The 17,593-nt window shown below is 58.4% G+C and carries 26 protein-coding genes; 19 read left to right on the top strand and 7 right to left on the bottom strand.

The features are described from left to right. Positions 1-290 precede the first annotated feature (290 nt). The 5 genes from AC3IX4_RS20095 to AC3IX4_RS20075 form a co-directional block, all read right to left on the bottom strand. On the bottom strand, positions 291-542 hold the full coding sequence (locus AC3IX4_RS20095; protein ID WP_489257143.1) for a DUF1654 domain-containing protein: 252 nt from the start codon (positions 540-542) through the stop codon (positions 291-293). A 192-nt stretch (positions 543-734) separates the two neighbouring features. Further along, positions 735-1,175, bottom strand: a complete 441-nt coding sequence (locus AC3IX4_RS20090) for a DUF6941 family protein (protein ID WP_489257142.1) — start codon at positions 1,173-1,175, stop codon at positions 735-737. Beyond that, positions 1,172-1,660 carry a helix-turn-helix transcriptional regulator gene (locus AC3IX4_RS20085; protein WP_489257141.1) on the bottom strand — a complete coding sequence of 163 codons (489 nt, stop codon included), beginning with the start codon at positions 1,658-1,660 and terminating at the stop codon, positions 1,172-1,174. The genes AC3IX4_RS20090 and AC3IX4_RS20085 overlap by 4 nt, the downstream gene beginning before the upstream one ends. Further along, entirely contained in the window at positions 1,593-2,012 is a 420-nt protein-coding gene (locus AC3IX4_RS20080) for a hypothetical protein (protein WP_489257140.1), read from the bottom strand. Before AC3IX4_RS20080 ends, AC3IX4_RS20085 begins: the two co-directional genes overlap by 68 nt. 67 nt (positions 2,013-2,079) lie before the next feature. Further along, the gene (locus AC3IX4_RS20075) at positions 2,080-2,739 is read right to left on the bottom strand and encodes a LexA family protein (protein ID WP_489261327.1); all 660 of its coding nucleotides are present in this window, start codon (positions 2,737-2,739) and stop codon (positions 2,080-2,082) included. Between the two features lie 87 nt (positions 2,740-2,826). On the opposite strand from AC3IX4_RS20075, the gene AC3IX4_RS20070 reads away from it, so the two are divergent. Continuing rightward, entirely contained in the window at positions 2,827-3,042 is a 216-nt protein-coding gene (locus AC3IX4_RS20070; protein ID WP_489257139.1) for a YdaS family helix-turn-helix protein, read from the top strand. Between the two features lie 257 nt (positions 3,043-3,299). Here AC3IX4_RS20070 and AC3IX4_RS20065 read toward each other — a convergent pair whose 3' ends face one another. After that, complete coding sequence (locus AC3IX4_RS20065) at positions 3,300-3,941, bottom strand: hypothetical protein (RefSeq protein ID WP_489257138.1); 642 nt, start codon at positions 3,939-3,941, stop codon at positions 3,300-3,302. Between the two features lie 67 nt (positions 3,942-4,008). Beyond that, entirely contained in the window at positions 4,009-4,476 is a 468-nt protein-coding gene (locus AC3IX4_RS20060) for a hypothetical protein (RefSeq protein WP_489257137.1), read from the bottom strand. A 272-nt stretch (positions 4,477-4,748) separates the two neighbouring features. On the opposite strand from AC3IX4_RS20060, the gene AC3IX4_RS20055 reads away from it, so the two are divergent. The 18 genes from AC3IX4_RS20055 to AC3IX4_RS19970 all read left to right on the top strand — a co-directional run bounded on the left by AC3IX4_RS20055 (position 4,749) and on the right by AC3IX4_RS19970 (position 17,592). Continuing rightward, positions 4,749-5,450 carry a helix-turn-helix domain-containing protein gene (locus AC3IX4_RS20055; RefSeq protein WP_489257136.1) on the top strand — a complete coding sequence of 234 codons (702 nt, stop codon included), beginning with the start codon at positions 4,749-4,751 and terminating at the stop codon, positions 5,448-5,450. Then, positions 5,443-6,816, top strand: coding sequence for a replicative DNA helicase (gene dnaB, locus AC3IX4_RS20050; RefSeq protein WP_489257135.1), 1,374 nt, complete (start codon positions 5,443-5,445; stop codon positions 6,814-6,816). The genes AC3IX4_RS20055 and dnaB overlap by 8 nt, the downstream gene beginning before the upstream one ends. Continuing rightward, a complete protein-coding gene (locus AC3IX4_RS20045) occupies positions 6,816-7,016 on the top strand; it encodes a hypothetical protein (RefSeq protein ID WP_489257134.1) in 201 nt (66 codons plus the stop codon). The genes dnaB and AC3IX4_RS20045 overlap by 1 nt, the downstream gene beginning before the upstream one ends. Further along, complete coding sequence (locus AC3IX4_RS20040; protein WP_489257133.1) at positions 7,013-7,309, top strand: DUF1364 domain-containing protein; 297 nt, start codon at positions 7,013-7,015, stop codon at positions 7,307-7,309. The genes AC3IX4_RS20045 and AC3IX4_RS20040 overlap by 4 nt, the downstream gene beginning before the upstream one ends. Next, positions 7,306-7,734, top strand: a complete 429-nt coding sequence (locus AC3IX4_RS20035; protein ID WP_489257132.1) for a VRR-NUC domain-containing protein — start codon at positions 7,306-7,308, stop codon at positions 7,732-7,734. Before AC3IX4_RS20040 ends, AC3IX4_RS20035 begins: the two co-directional genes overlap by 4 nt. Then, complete coding sequence (locus AC3IX4_RS20030; protein ID WP_489257131.1) at positions 7,731-9,011, top strand: tyrosine-type recombinase/integrase; 1,281 nt, start codon at positions 7,731-7,733, stop codon at positions 9,009-9,011. The genes AC3IX4_RS20035 and AC3IX4_RS20030 overlap by 4 nt, the downstream gene beginning before the upstream one ends. Before the next feature lie 18 nt (positions 9,012-9,029). Continuing rightward, the gene (locus tag AC3IX4_RS20025) at positions 9,030-9,350 is read left to right on the top strand and encodes a hypothetical protein (protein WP_489257130.1); all 321 of its coding nucleotides are present in this window, start codon (positions 9,030-9,032) and stop codon (positions 9,348-9,350) included. A gap of 10 nt (positions 9,351-9,360) precedes the next feature. Continuing rightward, positions 9,361-10,047: a hypothetical protein gene (locus tag AC3IX4_RS20020; protein ID WP_489257129.1), complete on the top strand. Its 687-nt coding sequence runs from the start codon at positions 9,361-9,363 to the stop codon at positions 10,045-10,047. 235 nt (positions 10,048-10,282) lie between these two features. Beyond that, positions 10,283-10,615, top strand: coding sequence for a phage holin, lambda family (locus tag AC3IX4_RS20015; protein ID WP_489257128.1), 333 nt, complete (start codon positions 10,283-10,285; stop codon positions 10,613-10,615). Positions 10,616-10,617: 2 nt separating this feature from the next. After that, positions 10,618-10,812 (top strand): DUF7940 domain-containing protein, encoded by a 195-nt coding sequence (locus AC3IX4_RS20010; protein WP_489257127.1) that lies wholly within the window; start codon positions 10,618-10,620, stop codon positions 10,810-10,812. A gap of 71 nt (positions 10,813-10,883) precedes the next feature. Continuing rightward, positions 10,884-11,120 carry a hypothetical protein gene (locus tag AC3IX4_RS20005; protein WP_489257126.1) on the top strand — a complete coding sequence of 79 codons (237 nt, stop codon included), beginning with the start codon at positions 10,884-10,886 and terminating at the stop codon, positions 11,118-11,120. Further along, on the top strand, positions 11,120-11,458 hold the full coding sequence (locus tag AC3IX4_RS20000) for an HNH endonuclease (protein ID WP_489257125.1): 339 nt from the start codon (positions 11,120-11,122) through the stop codon (positions 11,456-11,458). Before AC3IX4_RS20005 ends, AC3IX4_RS20000 begins: the two co-directional genes overlap by 1 nt. A 161-nt stretch (positions 11,459-11,619) precedes the next feature. Further along, entirely contained in the window at positions 11,620-12,105 is a 486-nt protein-coding gene (locus AC3IX4_RS19995) for a terminase small subunit (protein ID WP_489257124.1), read from the top strand. Next, the gene (locus AC3IX4_RS19990) at positions 12,106-13,797 is read left to right on the top strand and encodes a terminase large subunit (protein ID WP_489257123.1); all 1,692 of its coding nucleotides are present in this window, start codon (positions 12,106-12,108) and stop codon (positions 13,795-13,797) included. Continuing rightward, entirely contained in the window at positions 13,797-15,194 is a 1,398-nt protein-coding gene (locus AC3IX4_RS19985; RefSeq protein WP_489257122.1) for a phage portal protein, read from the top strand. Before AC3IX4_RS19990 ends, AC3IX4_RS19985 begins: the two co-directional genes overlap by 1 nt. Positions 15,195-15,209: 15 nt before the next feature. Next, a complete protein-coding gene (locus AC3IX4_RS19980; RefSeq protein ID WP_489257121.1) occupies positions 15,210-16,097 on the top strand; it encodes a head maturation protease, ClpP-related in 888 nt (295 codons plus the stop codon). Next, complete coding sequence (locus tag AC3IX4_RS19975; RefSeq protein ID WP_489257120.1) at positions 16,094-17,305, top strand: phage major capsid protein; 1,212 nt, start codon at positions 16,094-16,096, stop codon at positions 17,303-17,305. Before AC3IX4_RS19980 ends, AC3IX4_RS19975 begins: the two co-directional genes overlap by 4 nt. Positions 17,306-17,346: 41 nt before the next feature. Further along, positions 17,347-17,592, top strand: coding sequence for a hypothetical protein (locus tag AC3IX4_RS19970; protein ID WP_489257119.1), 246 nt, complete (start codon positions 17,347-17,349; stop codon positions 17,590-17,592). The last annotated feature ends 1 nt before the right edge of the window (position 17,593 follow it).

Below are 17,593 nucleotides of genomic sequence, written 5' to 3'. Positions count from 1 at the left end.
TCACACATTTCGTGTTCGGTGTTCTGTTCCGGCTGGCTTGCATGGTTTGGCGTCCTCGCGATTTGGCGAGACCGGCAGCTATCCAGAGGCTGCGTGGGCGACGATTTAGCTTGTCCCGACCCAGGTGTTTGCCTGGGTACGTCGCGGTGGTCACGTCATGTTGTGTAAAGAGCGGTGGCCGTGTTGCTGTTGGCTTGGGAGAAATATAGGGGAGCACATATTTAAAGTCTATGGGTAAACACATAATTTTTAGTGTTGCCGATAAAAAGCCCGCATCGAGCGGGCTTCGGTCAGGCTTCGCAGTAATCCTTCCAGGCTATTCGTACCGCCCCGTCCTCCAGTTCGTTAACGTGAATGCCTGCCGTTTCTGATATTTCGTCTATCAGCCGCCGCCAGTCGCTCAGGTTTTCATCGTCGCGGCGCCGGACAGTGACTGCCATAACTCGTTGCACCTTGGGGTCCGCCACCAGTGAGCGGATTCGATGGCCAATCTGTTCGTAGGACTGAGGGCTCGATCTGGTGAAGTCTGGTTGTACCAACATACTGCTCTTCCATGGGGTGTCTGTATGGATATACAGTATTTGCGCCGTAGGAAAATGGCAATAGGCCGGTAGTCTAAGGCGGGCCATCTGTAAGCTTTCGGTACCTATTGCTTGGAAGGCAGGCGTAAAAAAGCCCGCTCAGTGGCGGGCTTGTGCAAGTCAGGTGCTGTGATTGCTGAACTGTCGAGGGTCTCAGATGCCAAATTGCGTACCATGTGGGGCTTCCGAGATATTCAAGCCTTCGCAAAACACGTCTTCGCCATCCGCAATGACCGACAATGAAAGTTTGCCTGCAGTTGGTACGGCAAATGGAGCCATGACGCCCATAAGAACCATGGTCATATTTTTGCCGTCTGGTCGAGCCTTGAGGCTCGGGGCCATGATTTCTTCAATCTGTTCCTGATTCAAAGACATATTGAATACCTCGCTCCCTGCGTATACCCCAGAAACTGTGACGGAGGTTATTGGTGTGGCTCGTGGCGCGGAGATGCTCAGCGCCAAGCAAAGCTTGGGAAGGGCGCAAGGAATTGAAGGTACCAGGCATTGGCCCGCATAAATTCCCACAAGCGTTGTCTTTCCCCCGAGCTCCTGGCGAATGTCGTCACAAAAGATCGCGTGAGCATATCTGATCATTTTCTAGCCTTGGTTTCGTTGATCTCGGCCTGCCTCTCAAGAGCCTCGCCAATCACATCAAGCGATACACCCAGCGCGTTGCTCAGCTTGCGGCAGGTTGACATAACTGGTTCTTGTCGGCCCATTTCCATTCGGGCGACGTGCGGCTGGCTTGTTTCAAGGAGTGCTGCGAGCTGGGTTTGAGTCAAGCCGGCCTTCAGGCGCAACGTTTTCAGTGTTATCCCGTCTTCTGCATAGAGCGCATCAGCAATGAGTGCTCGGCTTTCAGATAAACCTTTTGCGTGCGCAGGGTCCCGCTCCAAGCGCTCGATGAAGGCTGAAAATTTTGAATGCTTTGCAGCCGCTTTGGATTTCTTTGCGGGAGGGTTTAGGTTAAACACCTTCGGTGCATAGCCAGACGCGGTTGAGGGTGCCTCCCTATAGCTCTTCTTCGATTGCTCTATAGCTGGCGAAGATGCGTCGAGAGACAGGGCTAGTAGGGTCATAATTCCATTCTCTTTCAATGATTGCCAGGATGTAGATCAGCTCGGCGCGCGGAAACACTGCGTACACAATCCTGAATTCGAAACCTTTTCTGGATAATTCAAAATCTCGTAGCGCCCAGAGATTCATGTTCTTCGCCTGGGCCTGCCCCCAAGCCCTGACATTGAATATAGCTCCAGGCGCAGGCCTTCTGGGCGACCCCCCGTAGCCATCGCGTAGTAGGTCATCGAGAAGGTCTGGATCGTCAGAAATCTGCCTGATCAGCTGAGACGCTTGGTAGACAATTTTAGGGTCCACCCCCATCAGCCTTTCAAGGTCTTCCTCCAGATCATCATGGGGGATAAGTTCGTACACTATATCGACCTAGGTATATTTTATCAATAAAGGTCAAATCTGCCAGCGGGCGGATTTCCCCTACCAATCAAAGCTTCATCAGGGCTCGCACGACTACCCCAACGATACGGCAGTCTTCCGCGCACACCTCGGTAGGGTAGGCGGGGTTCAGTGGCTTCAGGTATCGCCGGCCACCATCCTCAACCAGCTTTTTGAAGGTCGCCTCATTGCTGCTGGACAGCTTGGCGATCACCAGCTTGCCTGGGTACGCATCAGCCTCAGTGTCAACCAGGATGAACGTCCCTTCGGCGACGCTCTGCCCGACAGGGGAGGTCATGGAGTCGCCCTTTACCTCCAGCCAGAAGGCCGGGCCCTTGGCCTCATATTCTGAGAGCTCGTAGCGATCAGAGAACCCGGGGGGGAAAGGCTCAATTGCTTCAGCCCACGCGCCCGCGGCAACCCAGCTGATAACCGGGTAGCGGTAGGACATTTTCGGCTGCAGTGCAGGCCCAACGTTGCTCGGTTCGTTAGATGTGGCCGCGGCAAGCATTTCTCCTGTGCCACTCTCAAGCCATATCGCTGAAACACCGCATACCTGTGCAATGGAGGCGTTATAGGAAGATCGCCCGGAGCGGCCGCGCTCAAGGTCTGAAATCGATGCCTGGTCAATGCCGACCAGGCGTGCCAGCTCCACCTGGGTGAGCTTGGCGTGTTTGCGTGCAGCTTTAACTCGGTCTTTGTATTCCATCCATCGATTATTACTGGTGCTCCCATATTGTTGCAAAGTGGTATACCTATAATCTACGATATGGGTATTCACATATGGAGGGGCAGCATGAACGCCATTTTTAAGGACCTCGTTGCCTTCTTCGGAACGCAAGAGGCCACTGCCGAGAAGCTCGGTGTTGACCAGAGCACTGTGTCCGGGTGGGTTCGAGGCAAGCACGGTATGTCTCCTGCGGTGGCAAAAAAAGCGGAAGCGATCACGGCAGGCGCTTTCAAGAAGGAGGTGCTTTGCCCTTCGTTTCCTTGGGATGAGCTTGTCGCCTGACCGAGGTTCAAATTATCCGCCACTTGGCATTGCGCCAGTAGTACTGAGCTACAGCTGTGAATTTAACCAGTAAGGGGAAGGGATGAACCGCCTTGAAGTCGTTGCAGCAGTGGTGATGGGTGGGCGGAAATCCGCTTCATCCACTGAGCTATTCATTGAGTCAGAGATGGATTCAGATGAGCTATTTATTGAGCTTTGGGGGCAAGGCGGACTGCTTGGATACGCCCGTCTTGCCCGTGCTCACTCTGGTTGCGAGGTCAGAAAGGGCCGCCAGATATCAACGTTTGAAGTAGCGGAATTGCTTTCCCCGAATTCTCCATGCCCAGGTCCACTAGTTTCGTTATCAGTTGTTTTGTGGCCTCGGCGGGAGCTTCTCGGAGTGCTTGCAAAATCCCAGTTTTCTCAGCCTCGGGAAGATCTGCAGCTTCCAGCTTCGCCTCTACCAGGCGCAGAAGGGTGTCCTCATGAAGCCTAACGGTGATGGTGCTCAGAATCGCGCTCACCCCTCCGTCCTGCTCGAGAAAGTCGATTCCTTTGGCCGTGATCCTCGCTTGTCTTACGTCATGCAAGCCACTGAGGAATATCTCAGCATCCAGGGAAATGAGGCCGAGTTCGTCCAGGTAGTAAAGATTCTTAACGCAGTCATCCCAATCCCCCAGGCCTTCAAGGTCTTCAGAGCTATCGGGGTACGCATCTCGAAGATGCTCAAGGATTTGCCCCTGCAGATTTCTACAGATTGTCATGTCCGGCCTCCGAGGCCTTTTCGTGTGGAAGCAAAAAGCTATCACGGATGCGCCGGACACCATTAACGCCTGAATTCCAGGCATAAAAAAACCACCGGACAGGGTGGTTTCTTCAAAGCACAGAACAGGGACGATTATGCATACAGCATCCCCCACGATCAACACCCCTAGCGCGTCAGATTCTGAGCCATCTAAGAATCTAGCGCGTCAGGCGGAATCAATTTTAAGCAAGGGCAGATACAAGCCATTCCCAAGCATTGAGTTTGCGGATCCTATCTTCTCTGCCATGGCGGCGGAGGTTCGCATTAAAGCTGGGCTTCTCCAGCGCACTGACGATGTGGACGTCTTCTCCATAAAGAGTGCTCATACGTTTTTCGACCTCTTCAAGCGAGATCGAATCTTTCTCGGCACGAAGCTCGCACCAGCGACGCTTCATGTCTGCGTGCTTTGCGATTTTATCTCCTGGCGCGAGGAGATGGTCGATGATTGCAGCAAGAGCAATAGCCGCCCCCAGCCATGCGCCATATTCCTGGATGGCGTCCATTTTGCTGAATACGGCGGTCCCGCTGACCAGAAAAATGAAGCTGAAAATCCACTTCATATGCCGGAAAAGCTTCAGGTGACGAGCATTCAGCTCGATGGCGTAGTCGATATCCAAGCCTGCTTCATAGGGTGTGCGGCTATAGCTCATTCTTCAAATTACCTCGTTTGGCACCTGAGACGGAATCGGCTCGGGCGGCGGGTTTCGATACGGCGGCACCTGCGTTTTGTGTTCTACATCACCTGCGTTCATGAGGACTCCTTGCGTATGGTTAGGGTGCTTGGTAGCCCCGAAATCGTAGCATGCGAGTCCTCTCCTTTCTTCGTGGCAAATGCTCAGTTTTTTATCCGCAGCTCAACCCCTTGGGTCAGCACTCTGCTGAAGCTAGATTCGGCGCCCCTGCAAGTCGCGCGAGGTGTCGTGTGAGCACCATCATCATGAGCGCTTGCTGGCCCCTGCAGGGCATGAGTCCTGCGCAAAAGTCTGTCCTGATCTCACTGGCTGACAACGCCAACGATGAAGGCGTTTGCTGGCCGTCCATCTCGACTATCGGGGTTCGCACCTGCCTCTCTGAGCGAGCTATTCGCAATGCGTTGCGCTGGCTGGAAGAGGCGGGCGCAGTGAAGAGCAATCAGCGGTTTGGTCGCTCAACCTGGTACTCGATTACCCCGGCACGATATGCCCCCGGCAGCAAATGCCCCCCGGCACCAGATGCCCCATCACCCCGGCAGGATATGCCGGATACCCCGGCACCAGATGCCCCCAGAACCGTAAAGGAACCGCAAAGTGAACCGTCACAAGGTGGCGATCGCACTTCGCGCTCACCGTCATGCCCGGTTCAGGACATCGTTGATTTGTTCAACCGGCTGCTCTCGCCAACCCTTCCAGCGGTCGTACTCGTCTCCGAGGCACGCAAGAAGCAACTCAAGGCCCGCTGGAATCAGAGCGAGGTTCACCAGGACCTTGAGTTCTGGACTGAGTACTTCGCGACCATCGCCCAATCGGACTTCCTGATGGGCCGAGCCGCTGGCAAAAACGGCTCCGCACCATTTCGTGCCAGCTTCGATTGGCTGATTGCCCCGAGCAACTTCGTGAAGGTCGTGGAGGGCAATTACAGTGCGTGATCCGTATAGCGTTGAGGCCGAGCACGGCCTGTTGGGCGCGATGATGATCCGCCCGGAACTGATCGACACCCTGAGTGACGACCTGTCCCCAGAATCGTTTTACTTCTCCGAGAACGCTGAAGTGTTCCGCGGGATCATGGCAGTGCGGGCTGCCGGCAAGGCGGTGGACTTCCTGACGGTCGCAGACCAGATCGGAACCCTGTCGAATGGTGACCGCGCCTTGGCCTACTGCGCCGAGATCGTCGACAACACCCCAAGCGTGGCCAGCGCGAAGACGTATGCCGGCATTGTCCGCGAGCGAGCCATTGAGCGCGCACTGTACGACCTCGGCGGCCAGGCCATGGAGATCGCCCAGGGCACTCAGGACGTACAGGCCAAGATCGCCGCCATCCAGGCCGCCGCCATGGCGATCGACTGCGGCGCCGGCGATGACGACATCGTCAAGGCCGGCGACGTCATGGCCGATCAGATTGACGTCTGGCAAGAGCGCCACGATCGCCATGCCCGCGGCGAAACGCTGATCGGGATCTCCACCGGCCTGAAGGACCTGGACGAGAAGTTGGGAGGCCTTCAGCCAGACCACCTGTACATCGTTGCCGGCCGCCCAGCGATGGGCAAGACGACGCTCGCGATGGGCTTCGTTGCCGAGGCGGCGATTCGCCAGAAAAAGTCGGCACTGGTGATCAGTCTGGAGATGAACAAGGGGCAGCTGATCGACCGGCTGGTCGCGTCCGAAGGACGGGTACCGCTTGCCTTGGTCAAGAACGGCACCGCCTGCCAGGACCACGGCACACAGCTCGGCTATGCGGCCAACGCCATCCAGTTTGCCCCGCTGTACATCGCTGACCGCGCCGGTACCAGCATGAGCCGCATTCGCGCTCTGGCTCGTCGGCACAAGCTTCGCTATGGCCTGGATCTGCTGATGATCGACTACCTGCAGCTCGTTGACGGGGAGGGCGGTAACCGAACCGAGGAGATCAGCAGCATCAGCCGTGGCTGCAAGCTGCTCGCCAAAGAGCTCGGCATCCCCGTGGTGCTGCTCAGCCAGCTTTCCCGCAAATGCGAGGAGCGCCCCAACAAGCGCCCGATCCCTTCAGACCTGCGCGAGTCCGGAGCCATCGAGCAGGATGCCGACGTGATCCTGTTCGTGTATCGCGACGAGGTCTATCACGAAAACACCGAAGCCAAGGGCATTGCCGAAATCATCATTGGCAAGGGTCGTGACGTCGAGACCGGCACCGTGCGGGCTGCGTTCCTGGGGCAATACAACCGATTCGAGAACCTGGCTTCAGCTTGGGTTGAATCGCCGAAACCCGAAAAGGTCACCAGCCTGGCTGGCCGCTACGCAAGAAAGGAGAGCTTCTGATGGACCCGATGCTGCTCGCGCCCGATGCGACCGAGTACCGCTATGCCCTGTATTGCCGCGGCTATCTGTGGGGACTTACTGAAAAGCCCGAGCCCCCGATTGCCCTGTACCACAACAGAGAGTTCGCGACTGCCCACGGCCACAAAATGTGGCCAGGCACCTTCGTCGTTGTTGACCTGCACAAGGACGATCGCCCATGAAGCAATCCAAGTTGACCAAGGCCGCCCACGGCCGCGAGTGCCAGGTGCGCATTCCCGGCCTGTGCAACGGTGACCCCGAAACCACCGTCCTTGCCCATTACCGCATGGCTGGGACCTGCGGCGTCGGCATGAAGCCGAACGACCTGCAGGGCGCCTGGGCGTGCAGTGCCTGCCACGACGCTTGCGACGGCCGTAGCAAGGTCATCAATCGGGCCGATGCCCGCCAACACCACGCCGAGGGAGTCATGCGCACCCAGGCCATTCTGATTAGCGAGGGGGTTGTTGCCGCATGAAGCCAGTTACTCCAAAGCTGTTCAAGCCGAAACAAACCCGTACCAAACCTGTAGACCGAGAGGGGCAGGAACAGGCCGCCCTCATGCAAGAAATCGAACTGCGCTATCCGCAGGTTTTCGAGCTGATCTACCACGTGCCGAACGGCGGCCACCGCATCAAGGCCGTGGCCGCCAAGCTGAAGGCCCAAGGTGTGAAGGCCGGTATTCCTGACCTGGTGCTGCCGATGGCGCGAGGCGGGTTTTTCGGCCTGTACATTGAATTCAAGGCGACCGTCGAGCCAGCGCCGGTGTCGCCAAGTCAGTCATCCTGCCTGCGCCGTCTCAACGAGCAGGGTTATCTGGCGGTGGTGTGTCGCGGGCACTTCGATGCCATGGAGCAGCTGCGTGCCTACCTGCGCCTGGCGCCGACAGTGGTGGCCGCATGAGCCAGACTGCCCTCACCACTTTCTCCGACGCCGAAATTCGGCGCCAGGCCACGCAGCCGCATGTACTCAACCTGCGCGATGCTCGTTATCCGGGTGTCTACTTTCGGTTCAACAAGAACCGCGAGCGAGGATCCTGGTACCTGGTCACTGGCTCCAGGTGGCATAAGGTGGCTAAGTTCCCGGACCTGCCGACTAAAGGCCTGATCAATGTTCTGCCGAAGATCCGCGAGCGCCTGGCGGGCGACCCCAAGGCCTCGGCCGCCGCCGGCACATTGCACACTATGGGCCAGTTGCTAGATTGGTTCGCCGATCGCCAGAGCAAGGACCGCAGTCTGTCGTCGAAGCGCCGCGGCACCACCAGCTCAATCATCTCCTGCCACCTCAAGCCTCGACTCAACGACCTGCCGGTGGCTAGCGTGGATCGCTCCAGCCTGGACAAGTTGGTCATGTGGCCGCTGCAGGCCGAGGTCTCGTTGTCCTATGTGCGCTTGATGTGGGGCGTACTGGTCGTCGCGCTGCGCCAGGCTGAGAAGCTACACCTGATCAGCACGAATCCGATCGCCGGGTTCAAGTTCACCGATTTCACCAAGGCCCGTATTCAGCCCAAGCCAGCGCGCCTGCGCTCGGTCCAGTTGGAGGAGGTGCTCGAGCAACTGGGGGCTGGCTTCGATGACGCGCCGGTGGATTGCATGTTGGCCCTGCTGATGCTGTGCCACGGCACCCGCATTGGCGAAACCCGCATGGCCCGCTGGGCTCACTTTAATCAGGGCGAACAAGCCGAGTGGTTCATTCCGGCCGAGAACACCAAGACCCGCTGCGAGCATCGGCTGCCACTGACCGTCCAGGTACTGGGGCTGCTGAGCCGGTACCGCGAGTGGCAGGCGGGGAAGGGCTACCAGGGTGCATACCTGTTTCCGTTCAAGAATGGCCGGCCCATGACCGACAGCCAGGCCTGCGCGGTGTTCACTCGGCTGGGGCGTGGCGAGTGGACCAGCCATGACCTGCGCAAGGTGGCCCGCACTGGCTGGACTGACCTGGGCGTCGACTTCCTGATCGGCGAGATGCTGGTCAATCACACGCTGACCCGCAACGTGCAGACCTACATCCACACCTCGGCCGAGCAGCTGAAGCGCGAGGCGCTGGAGAAGTGGCACGGCTGGCTAGATGGGAAGGGATTTACCGCTATTCACGGGTCGATCATGGATGGAAACGGAAATTCGCATAATCCCGTCGAGGCCAATCAATCCGAAGCCTCCAGCCCAATCACGAAACTGTAAATGAGGAGGTTCAATAGCGTGGAAAAGAGCCACGGCCCGACCCTCCACAAGCAATTGATCGAGCTGGCCCAGTGCCCGGCGTGCCGCGGTAAGGCCGTTGTTTTGGGGGTGTTTTACGAGCGGGCCTGCGACCAGTGCAATGGCTCAGGCTGGGTTGTGGCAAGTACCGGCGATGCACTGGAGGAGCGCGAGCTGGTGACCCAGCTGAGTTTCAAGCTACAGGCAGCACAGCAGCAAATTGATGCACTGAAGCGCCCGGCGCCGGCTACCGGCCTCGAGCAGCACTACGAAAGGAACAACCGCCTCGGAGCAGGCGGTTCGAACTACACCGGGGATTGAGGGGAAGGACATGATTTATTCGAGCGTATCGGCAGCAGTTGTTTCGGCCTTGGCGGCAGGTGAGAAGGGCGCTGCAAAGGGGCAGGCCTGGCAGAAGCTGTACAGCCCGCATGAGGAGGACAGCAAGTGCCTGGCTTCATTGGGCGGGAATACCAGTGGGCTGGAGCGTATTCAGGTCGACTACTGGCTATCCGCGCGGCTGCATCACATGCTAATCCCGCGCCACTGGGATGCCCTGGCCGCCAAATACAGCACGAACAAGGCGAAGAGGCTCCAAGCCATAGCAGCAATCACACCCTTGGTCGCCAGCCCAGCCCCGGCGCTGTTCATTTACAAGGCGGTGACGGCCTGGGCTATTCCGAAGCTCAAGGGAGCACGGCGCAAAGGGCCTCGCTCCGTTTCAGTCGAGATCCCTCTGGAGGCTCCGGCGTGGCGGCGCGAAGCCCTGGTGAACTCCGCGATCGCCGCGGGCAATGCTGAAAAGCGGAAGATCGAAGCGCTCGATACCGAGGTGATCGTTCTTCCCGATGGCTTCTATGACATGAACACCTGGGACCTTGATGCTGTCCCGGAGTCGACGCGCTACCGCTGGAGGGATGGCATCAAGGAAAAGCTGAATGGCATGATCGACGATGCTCTGGCCGAGGTGAAATCGATTCTGGAGGAGGAAGGCCTGCTCATCAAAGAGGCCGCGTGATTGCTAGTTGACATTAGTGAGAGAGTGAGAGAAATTATCCCCATCCTGTCATTCCTGCGCGTGTTGAGGAGTGACCCAAAAAGCCCGGCCATTGAGTCGGGCTTTTTGTTGCCTTCAATTCAAGCCTCGCCATCGTGCGGGGCTTTTTCGTATTCGTCTCAACCACGCCCATCGCCCCGAGCTGGGAGTGCTGTTGCAGCCGAACCTTTCATCAGCCCCGAGAGGGCCATCGAGAATGGCGACCATGCCGGAAAAAGATCCCTCGAACTGGGTGATCGCGATTACGTGGCTGAGCCAGCATTCGCCGACTATCTATGCGGCACTGGCCTCTGCCTTGATGGCCGTGCTGCGAATCATCTACGGCGGAGGAACTCGGCGCCAGGCACTGCTTGAGGCGACGATCTGCATGCTGCTTACGACCAGCCTGATCTCGGTGCTTGAGTACTTCGGACTACCGTCCAGCCTTGCAACTCCGGCGGGCATCTGGACTGGCTTCTTGGGCGTCAAGAAGATTGCCGATATCGCCGACCGATTCACCGATTTCAAATTGCCCAAACGGCAGGAGTGACCATGCAACTGATCGATAACTGGAAACAAGCGCTGAGCATGACCAGCGTTCAAGCGGGCGGCGCCATCGCGGCGCTGGGTATCGCTGAGCAGTTGATGCCATCGCTCCAAGCGGTATTGCCGCCAGTGGCCTACACCGTGTTGGGCGCCCTGGTGATGATCTTCCGCGTCATCGTCCAGAGGAAACTGAGCAAGTAGGGGGTTAGTAATGGCGTGCACCGGATGCGCCGCCCGGCGCGAGTGGATCAAGAAGTGGAGCAAGGTGGCCTATGAGCGAGCGCAGCGAATTGTCGGTTCTGACACGACTAAGCCCGGAGCAGATGCAGCGGATCGAGGGGATGGAGCGGCAGTTTATGTTGATCTTCCAGCAGATGCTCCAGGAGCAGGTCAAGACGAACGCATTGCTGACAGCCCTGATCGAGACGCTGGCTGACGAACAGATTGAAGACGAGGATGGCGAACCGCTTACCTATATGGATGGCACGCCCATCGACGGGAGTGACTGATGGCCAAGTTGACCAGCCTCAAGACCAAATTGCAGGTCCAGCCTAACAGGCTTGCCACCATCAACCCGGATTCATGGCGCGCGGGCAAACAGACGGCCGCCCAGCGTGGCTATGACTACAAGTGGCAGAAGGCGCGACTAGCCCACCTGAAAATTCATCCGCTGTGTGTTTACTGCGAACGTTCTGGACGTGTCACGGCAGCAACGGTCGTCGACCATGCGACACCACACCGCGGGGACATGAATCTGTTCTGGGATCACTCCAACTGGGTGTCGCTCTGCACCACCTGCCACTCCTCGGTGAAGCAGCGCGAGGAAGCAGCTCCGCGCAATGCCTGACCAGCACGCCCGTCGCGGTCCACAATTGGCACTGAAATGGTGCGGCACGCCAAATCCCCTAACTTTAGGGGGAGGGGTGGGTCGAGAGTTCAAGCCTTTTGCGTCCTAGACCACCCACTCCCGCACGCGCGGATTTTTTCTCCCTGTGGAGTTTTTTGTTAATGGCTTTAACACCTAAAAAGCGTGCTTTTGCAGACGCTTTGAGGGGAGGTGCGTCCAATAAAGACGCAGCCATAGCCGCAGGATATGCGGCCTCCAGCGCATCGCAGGCCGGCGCAAGGCTGGCAAAGGATCCTCATGTGCTTGCCGAGCTGGCCAAGCAAGGCTTTAACAAAAAAGTTAAAGCCACCGAGCCTGCAGAAAAGAAGAGGCCACATGGTGAGCAGCCAGCCGCTGAGCCCGCCGAATTAGGGTTCGACCTCGCCAAGGCGATGACATTCTCGGACCCAAAAGCGTTTCTCATGGCCACCATGAACGACTATGAGGCTGAACCGAAATTGCGCGTCGATGCTGCGAAAGCGCTTATGCCTTTCGTTCATCCACGTAAAGGCGAGGGCAGCAAAAAGGACGAGAAGGACCAGGCCGCCCAGCGCGCCGCCAGCCGATTCGGAGCCAGCGCGGCGCCGCCGCTCCGGTCGGTGAAATAGATGGAGTGGACGACATCGTGCCCGGACTGGGCCAGGCGCCTGCGGGCAGGCGAATCCATCATCCCTCCACCCATTTTCCCAGCGGCTGCCGAGGAAGCCCTTGAGGTTTTCAGGCAGCTGAAAATCGTCGATGCGCCTGGCAGCCCAACTTTTGGCGAGGCTTGCGCGCAGTGGGTCTTTGACCTGGTGGCATCCATTTTTGGTGCCTATGACGCATCTACCGGCCGGCGCCTGATCACTGAGTGGTTTGTCTGCCTACCGAAGAAGAACTCAAAATCAACAATCGCGGCCGGGATCATGATGACCGCGCTGATCCTGAATTGGCGTGAGTCCGCCGAGTTCAGCATCCTTGCCCCCACCATCGAGATCGCGAACAACAGCTTCGCGCCTTCGCGGGACATGGCCCAGCGGGACGAAGACCTGGATGCGCTGATGCACGTTCAGACTCACGTCAAAACGATTACTCACCGTGGCAAAGGCGCTTCGCTGAAAGTCGTTGCAGCGGACAGCAACACTGTCGGCGGAAAGAAAGCCGTTGGCACCCTGGTCGATGAGATCTGGCTATTCGGCAAAATGCCCCAGGCCGAGAACATGCTGCGCGAAGCAATCGGCGGACTGGCCTCGCGGCCCGAAGGGTTCGTGATTTATCTCACAACCCAGTCGGACGACCCGCCCGCCGGCGTGTTCCGGCAGAAACTGCAGTACGCCCGGGATGTGCGCGACGGGATCATCGAGGACGTGAACTTCGTTCCCGTGATTTACGAGTTCCCCGAGGACATGATCAAGGCCGGCGACCACCGCAAGCCTGAGAATTTCGCGATGGTGAACCCCAATATGGGGTACTCCGTGGATCGTCTTTTTCTGGAGCGCGAATTCAGGAAGGCCACCGAGGCCGGGGAAGAATCGGTACGTGGCTTTCTAGCCAAGCACCTGAACGTGGAGATCGGCCTGGCACTGCGGTCCGACCGCTGGGCAGGTACCGAGCACTGGGAGCCTGCTGCTGAGAAAGGCATGACGCTGGAAAGCCTACTGAAACGATCTGAGGTTGTGACGGTGGGCATTGACGGCGGCGGCCTCGACGACCTTCTTGGGCTCACCGTGATAGGTCGAGAGATCGGCACGCGAAAGTGGCTGCACTGGGCGCACGCCTGGGCTCACAAAATCGTTTTCGAGCGCCGGAAGGACATCGCTACCGCGCTCGAGGATTTCCAGCGCGCCGGCGATCTGACTGTAGTAGAGCGACCTGGTGATGACGTTCAGCAAGTAGCGGACATCATTTGCGACATCCGTGATCGCGGCCTGCTTCCTGAGAAGCTGGCTGTCGGCGTAGATGCTGCCGGCATTGGCGATATTGTCGATGAGCTGACCACTGAGGACCGCGGAATCACCATGGAACAAATCGTTTCCATTTCTCAGGGCTGGAAGCTCAACGGAGCAATCAAGACGACCGAGCGCAAGCTGGCTGGTGGAGAAATGGTGCATTGCGGTTCCGGCCTGATGAATTGGTGTGTCGGTAACGCTCGCATCGTGCCCCAGGGCAATGCCATTTCTATCACCAAGCAGGCGAGCGGGTCGGCAAAGATCGATCCGCTCATGTCCACTTTTGATGCTGTTTCATTGATGGCCCTCAACCCTGCTGGCAGCGGTGACCTGCAGGGCTTTTTCGACAACCCGATCATGGTAGGAATCTGATGGCCAACAAGAAACCAGGTCGGATCAAAGCCGCGCTGCAGGACTGGCTGGGCGTGCCCATTGGCCTGAAGGATGGAGCATTCTGGCAAGAGTGGTTCGGCAGCTCTACCAGCGGTAAGCACGTTACTGTCGACAAGGCCATGCAGCTGTCCACGGTATGGGCGTGCGTGCGACTGCTTTCGGAGTCGGTATCGACCCTGCCGCTCAAGCTTTATCGTCGCCTCCCTGACGGATCACGCAAGTCTGCCACCGATCATCCGCTGTATCGGCTGCTGTGCAGGGTTCCCAATGCGGAAATGACCCCTCAGCGCTTTATGCTGCTGGTGGTGGCCAGCATTTGCTTGCGGGGAAATGCGTTCGTTGAGAAAAAAATGATCGGCAGCAGGATCGTCGCCCTGGTCCCGTTGCTGCCGCAGTGCATGAAAGTTAAACGCCAGGACAACGGACGCCTCAAGTACACGTATACCGAAAACGGCGCCGAGCGGGACATTCCCGAGAAGAACTTGATGCACATCCGGGGCTTTGGCTTGGATGGTGTCTGCGGAATGCTGCCAGTCACCACTGGGCGGGAGATTTTTGGTTCGGCCATGGCCGTGGAGGAGGCTGCGGCTAAGGTATTCGCCCAGGGCATGCAGGCCTCCGGCATCTTGACCAGCGACACCGCGCTCAAGCCAGAACAGCGCGAGCAGCTTCGGGCCAGCCTGGGCGCCTTCATGGGCTCAAAGAACGCCGGTAAGATCATGGTGGCCGAGGCAGGCTTGAAGTATCAGGGCATCACCATGAACCCTGAAGCGGCCCAGATGCTGGAGTCGCGGTCGTTCAACATTGAAGAAATGTGTCGCTGGTTCCGTGTGCCGCCGTTCATGGTCGGGCACATGGACAAGCAGTCCAGTTGGGCGAGCTCGGTGGAAGCGCAAAACCTCCACTTCCTGACCAACAGCCTTCGTCCGCTACTAGTGAACATCGAGCAGGAAATCACACGCTGTCTGATCGGCGAAGCTGATGCCGACGAATTTTTCGCCGAGTTTTCGGTGGAAGGCCTGTTGCGCGCCGACAGCGCCGGCCGCGGTGCCTGGTACAACACGGCCTTGCAAAATGGCTGGATGAGTCGAAACGAGGTTCGCCGGCTGGAGAACATGGCGCCTATCCCGGGTGGCGATACTTACACAGTGCAGTCCGCCCTGGTGCCGCTCGACCAGCTTGGCGCGCCGGCGGCCGGGGTATCACCGGCCGCGACTGCCTTCATGCTGCGCCTGGTATCGGCCAACGAAAGTGGCGATCGCAATGCCATCAAGCAAGCGATGGCTCTGGCCACCGAAGCACTGGAAAGCGGCAACCCTGACGGCCCGATGATGGCCCATGCGCTGATCTCTCTGCCGCTGCTCAAAGCAGCCTGACACCTGGAGTAACTCATGACCCTGAAGACCATTCCGGAGGCTCCGGTGGCCCGGCCGCGCGCGCAGATCCAGTGCGACTTGAGCGTCAAGGCTCTGGAGCGATGGAACCCGGCGATCAAGGCCGCAGCCACGGACGACAACACCATCACCATGTATGACCCAATCGGATACGACTGGTGGACTGGAGATGGCGTCACGGCGAAGCGCGTGAGCGCGGCGTTGCGGAATATCGGCGACAACGATGTGATCGTGAAGATCAACAGTCCAGGCGGTGATGTATTCGAAGGGCTGGCGATCTACAACCTGCTGCGAGAGCACAAGGGCAAAGTCACGGTACAGGTGTTAGGGCTCGCTGCGTCTGCCGCTTCGTTTATTGCGATGGCGGCCGATGAAGTGCAGATCGCCCGGGCCGGCCTCCTGATGATTCACAACAGCTGGACCGGCGTTGCAGGGGACCGAAACGAGATTCGAGAGGTAGCTGATTTCCTCGAGCAGATCGACGGCACCCTGGCCGACATCTACGCGGTCAGAACCGGCGACTCAATCGAGACCATGAGCAAGCTGATGGACGACGAGACCTGGATGGGTGGCAGCGCCGCAATCGATGCCGGATTCGCCGACTCACTGCTTGACTCCGACGCCACCAAGGAGGACGCCAGCGCCTCAGCTCCGCATCAGATTGCGGCGCGTCGCCTCGACGCCATCTTGGCGCAGCAGGGTATGACCCGCTCTGAGCGCCGCTCACTGATTCAAGAACTCAAGGCTGGTACGCCTGGCGCTACCCGCTCCGGCAAGCAAAACGCTGCCGAAACACCGGCCGAACTGGCCACCCCAATTGCCGAGCTACAGGCCGCGCTATCGCGGTTCTCGGCTGCAGCCATCCAAACCGGAGTAAAACCATGAGCGATACCACCGCTGACTTGCTGAAGAAAGTCTCGGCCGAACTGAAGACAGCCACCGATGACTTCAGCAAGCAAGCCGAAAACGCCCTGAACGAGGCCAAGAAGGCTGGCAGCCTATCCAGTGAAACCAAGGCCGCTGTCGACGAACTGGCCACCAAGTTCAATAGCCTCACCGAAGCCGAAAAGCAGCTCAAGGCTCAACTGGGTGAGCTGGAACAGGAATTCGCTCGCCTGCCTTCGCAATCGCGCCCCGGAGCTCAGGACTCCCTGGGTGGCGTGGTGATCAAAAGCGAGGCCCTGAAAGATTTCGCCAAGAACATCGAAGCTTCGAAGCGTCTCAGCGTTCCGGTGAGTGCAGCGCTGCTGACTGCAAACGTGCCCGGTACCATCGTTGCTCCTGATCGCCTGCCTGGTATCGACGTGATGCCGAAACAGCGTCTGTTCATCCGCGACCTGATTGCACCAGGTCGAACCACTTCGAACACCATCTATTGGGTGCAGCAGACCGGCTTCACCAATGCTGCGCGGGTGGTCGCGGAAAACACCGCGAAGCCTTACAGCGATATCGCCTTCGCTGAAAAAATCACGCCGGTGCGCACCATTGCGCACATGTTCAAGGCGTCCAAACAAATTCTCGACGATTTTGCGCAACTGTCGTCCACTCTGGACACCGAAATGCGCTTCGGCCTGAAGTACGTCGAAGAGCAAGAAATTCTGTTCGGTGACGGCACTGGCGCACACCTGGACGGTATCGTGCCGCAGGCCACCGCCTTCGGCGCGGCTTTCGCTGTGGATCAACAGACCGGTATCGATGATCTGCGCCTGGCGATGCTGCAAGCCCAACTCGCTCGCCTGCCAGCCTCTGGCCACGTGCTGCACTTCATCGATTGGGCGAAGATCGAGCTCACCAAGGACACCTTGGGCCGCTATATCTTGGCCAACCCACTGGGCCTGGCCGGTCCTGTGCTGTGGGGCCTTCCGGTGGTCGCCACCGAAATCGCCGCCTTCCAGGGCAAGTTCCTGACTGGCGCCTTCCAGACCGGCGCACAAATCTTCGATCGTGAAGAGGCGAACGTGGTGATCTCGACTGAGAACGCTGACGATTTCGAGAAAAACATGATTTCGATTCGTTGCGAAGAGCGCCTGGCCCTGGCGGTAAAACGCCCTGAAGCCTTCATTTACGGCACTTTCACCGTTCCTACGCCTTGACCTGAAAGGGCCGCCCACGTGGCGGCCCACCGGAGGAAGTCATGAAATTGAAGACTCTCAAACCGCTGTATCTGGGCGGCAAAACCCTCACTGAAGGTACGCCGTTCATCACAGACGAACAGCACGGCCGGCAGCTCATTAAGAAGGGGTTCGCGGAAGAGCATGACGGCGAGGAAGATGCAGCGGTCGATTTGACCGAGGCCGATGCACCTGCTGAAGCGTTGACCACTGATTCGGTCGACGCCAATGCCAAGCCAAAGACATCCGCCAATAAAAAGGCTGGCTGAA

Source organism: Pseudomonas sp. KH_021, from assembly GCF_057838865.1.
Note: the sequence above shows the minus strand (reverse complement) of the source record. Positions and strands in the feature narration are given on the sequence as shown.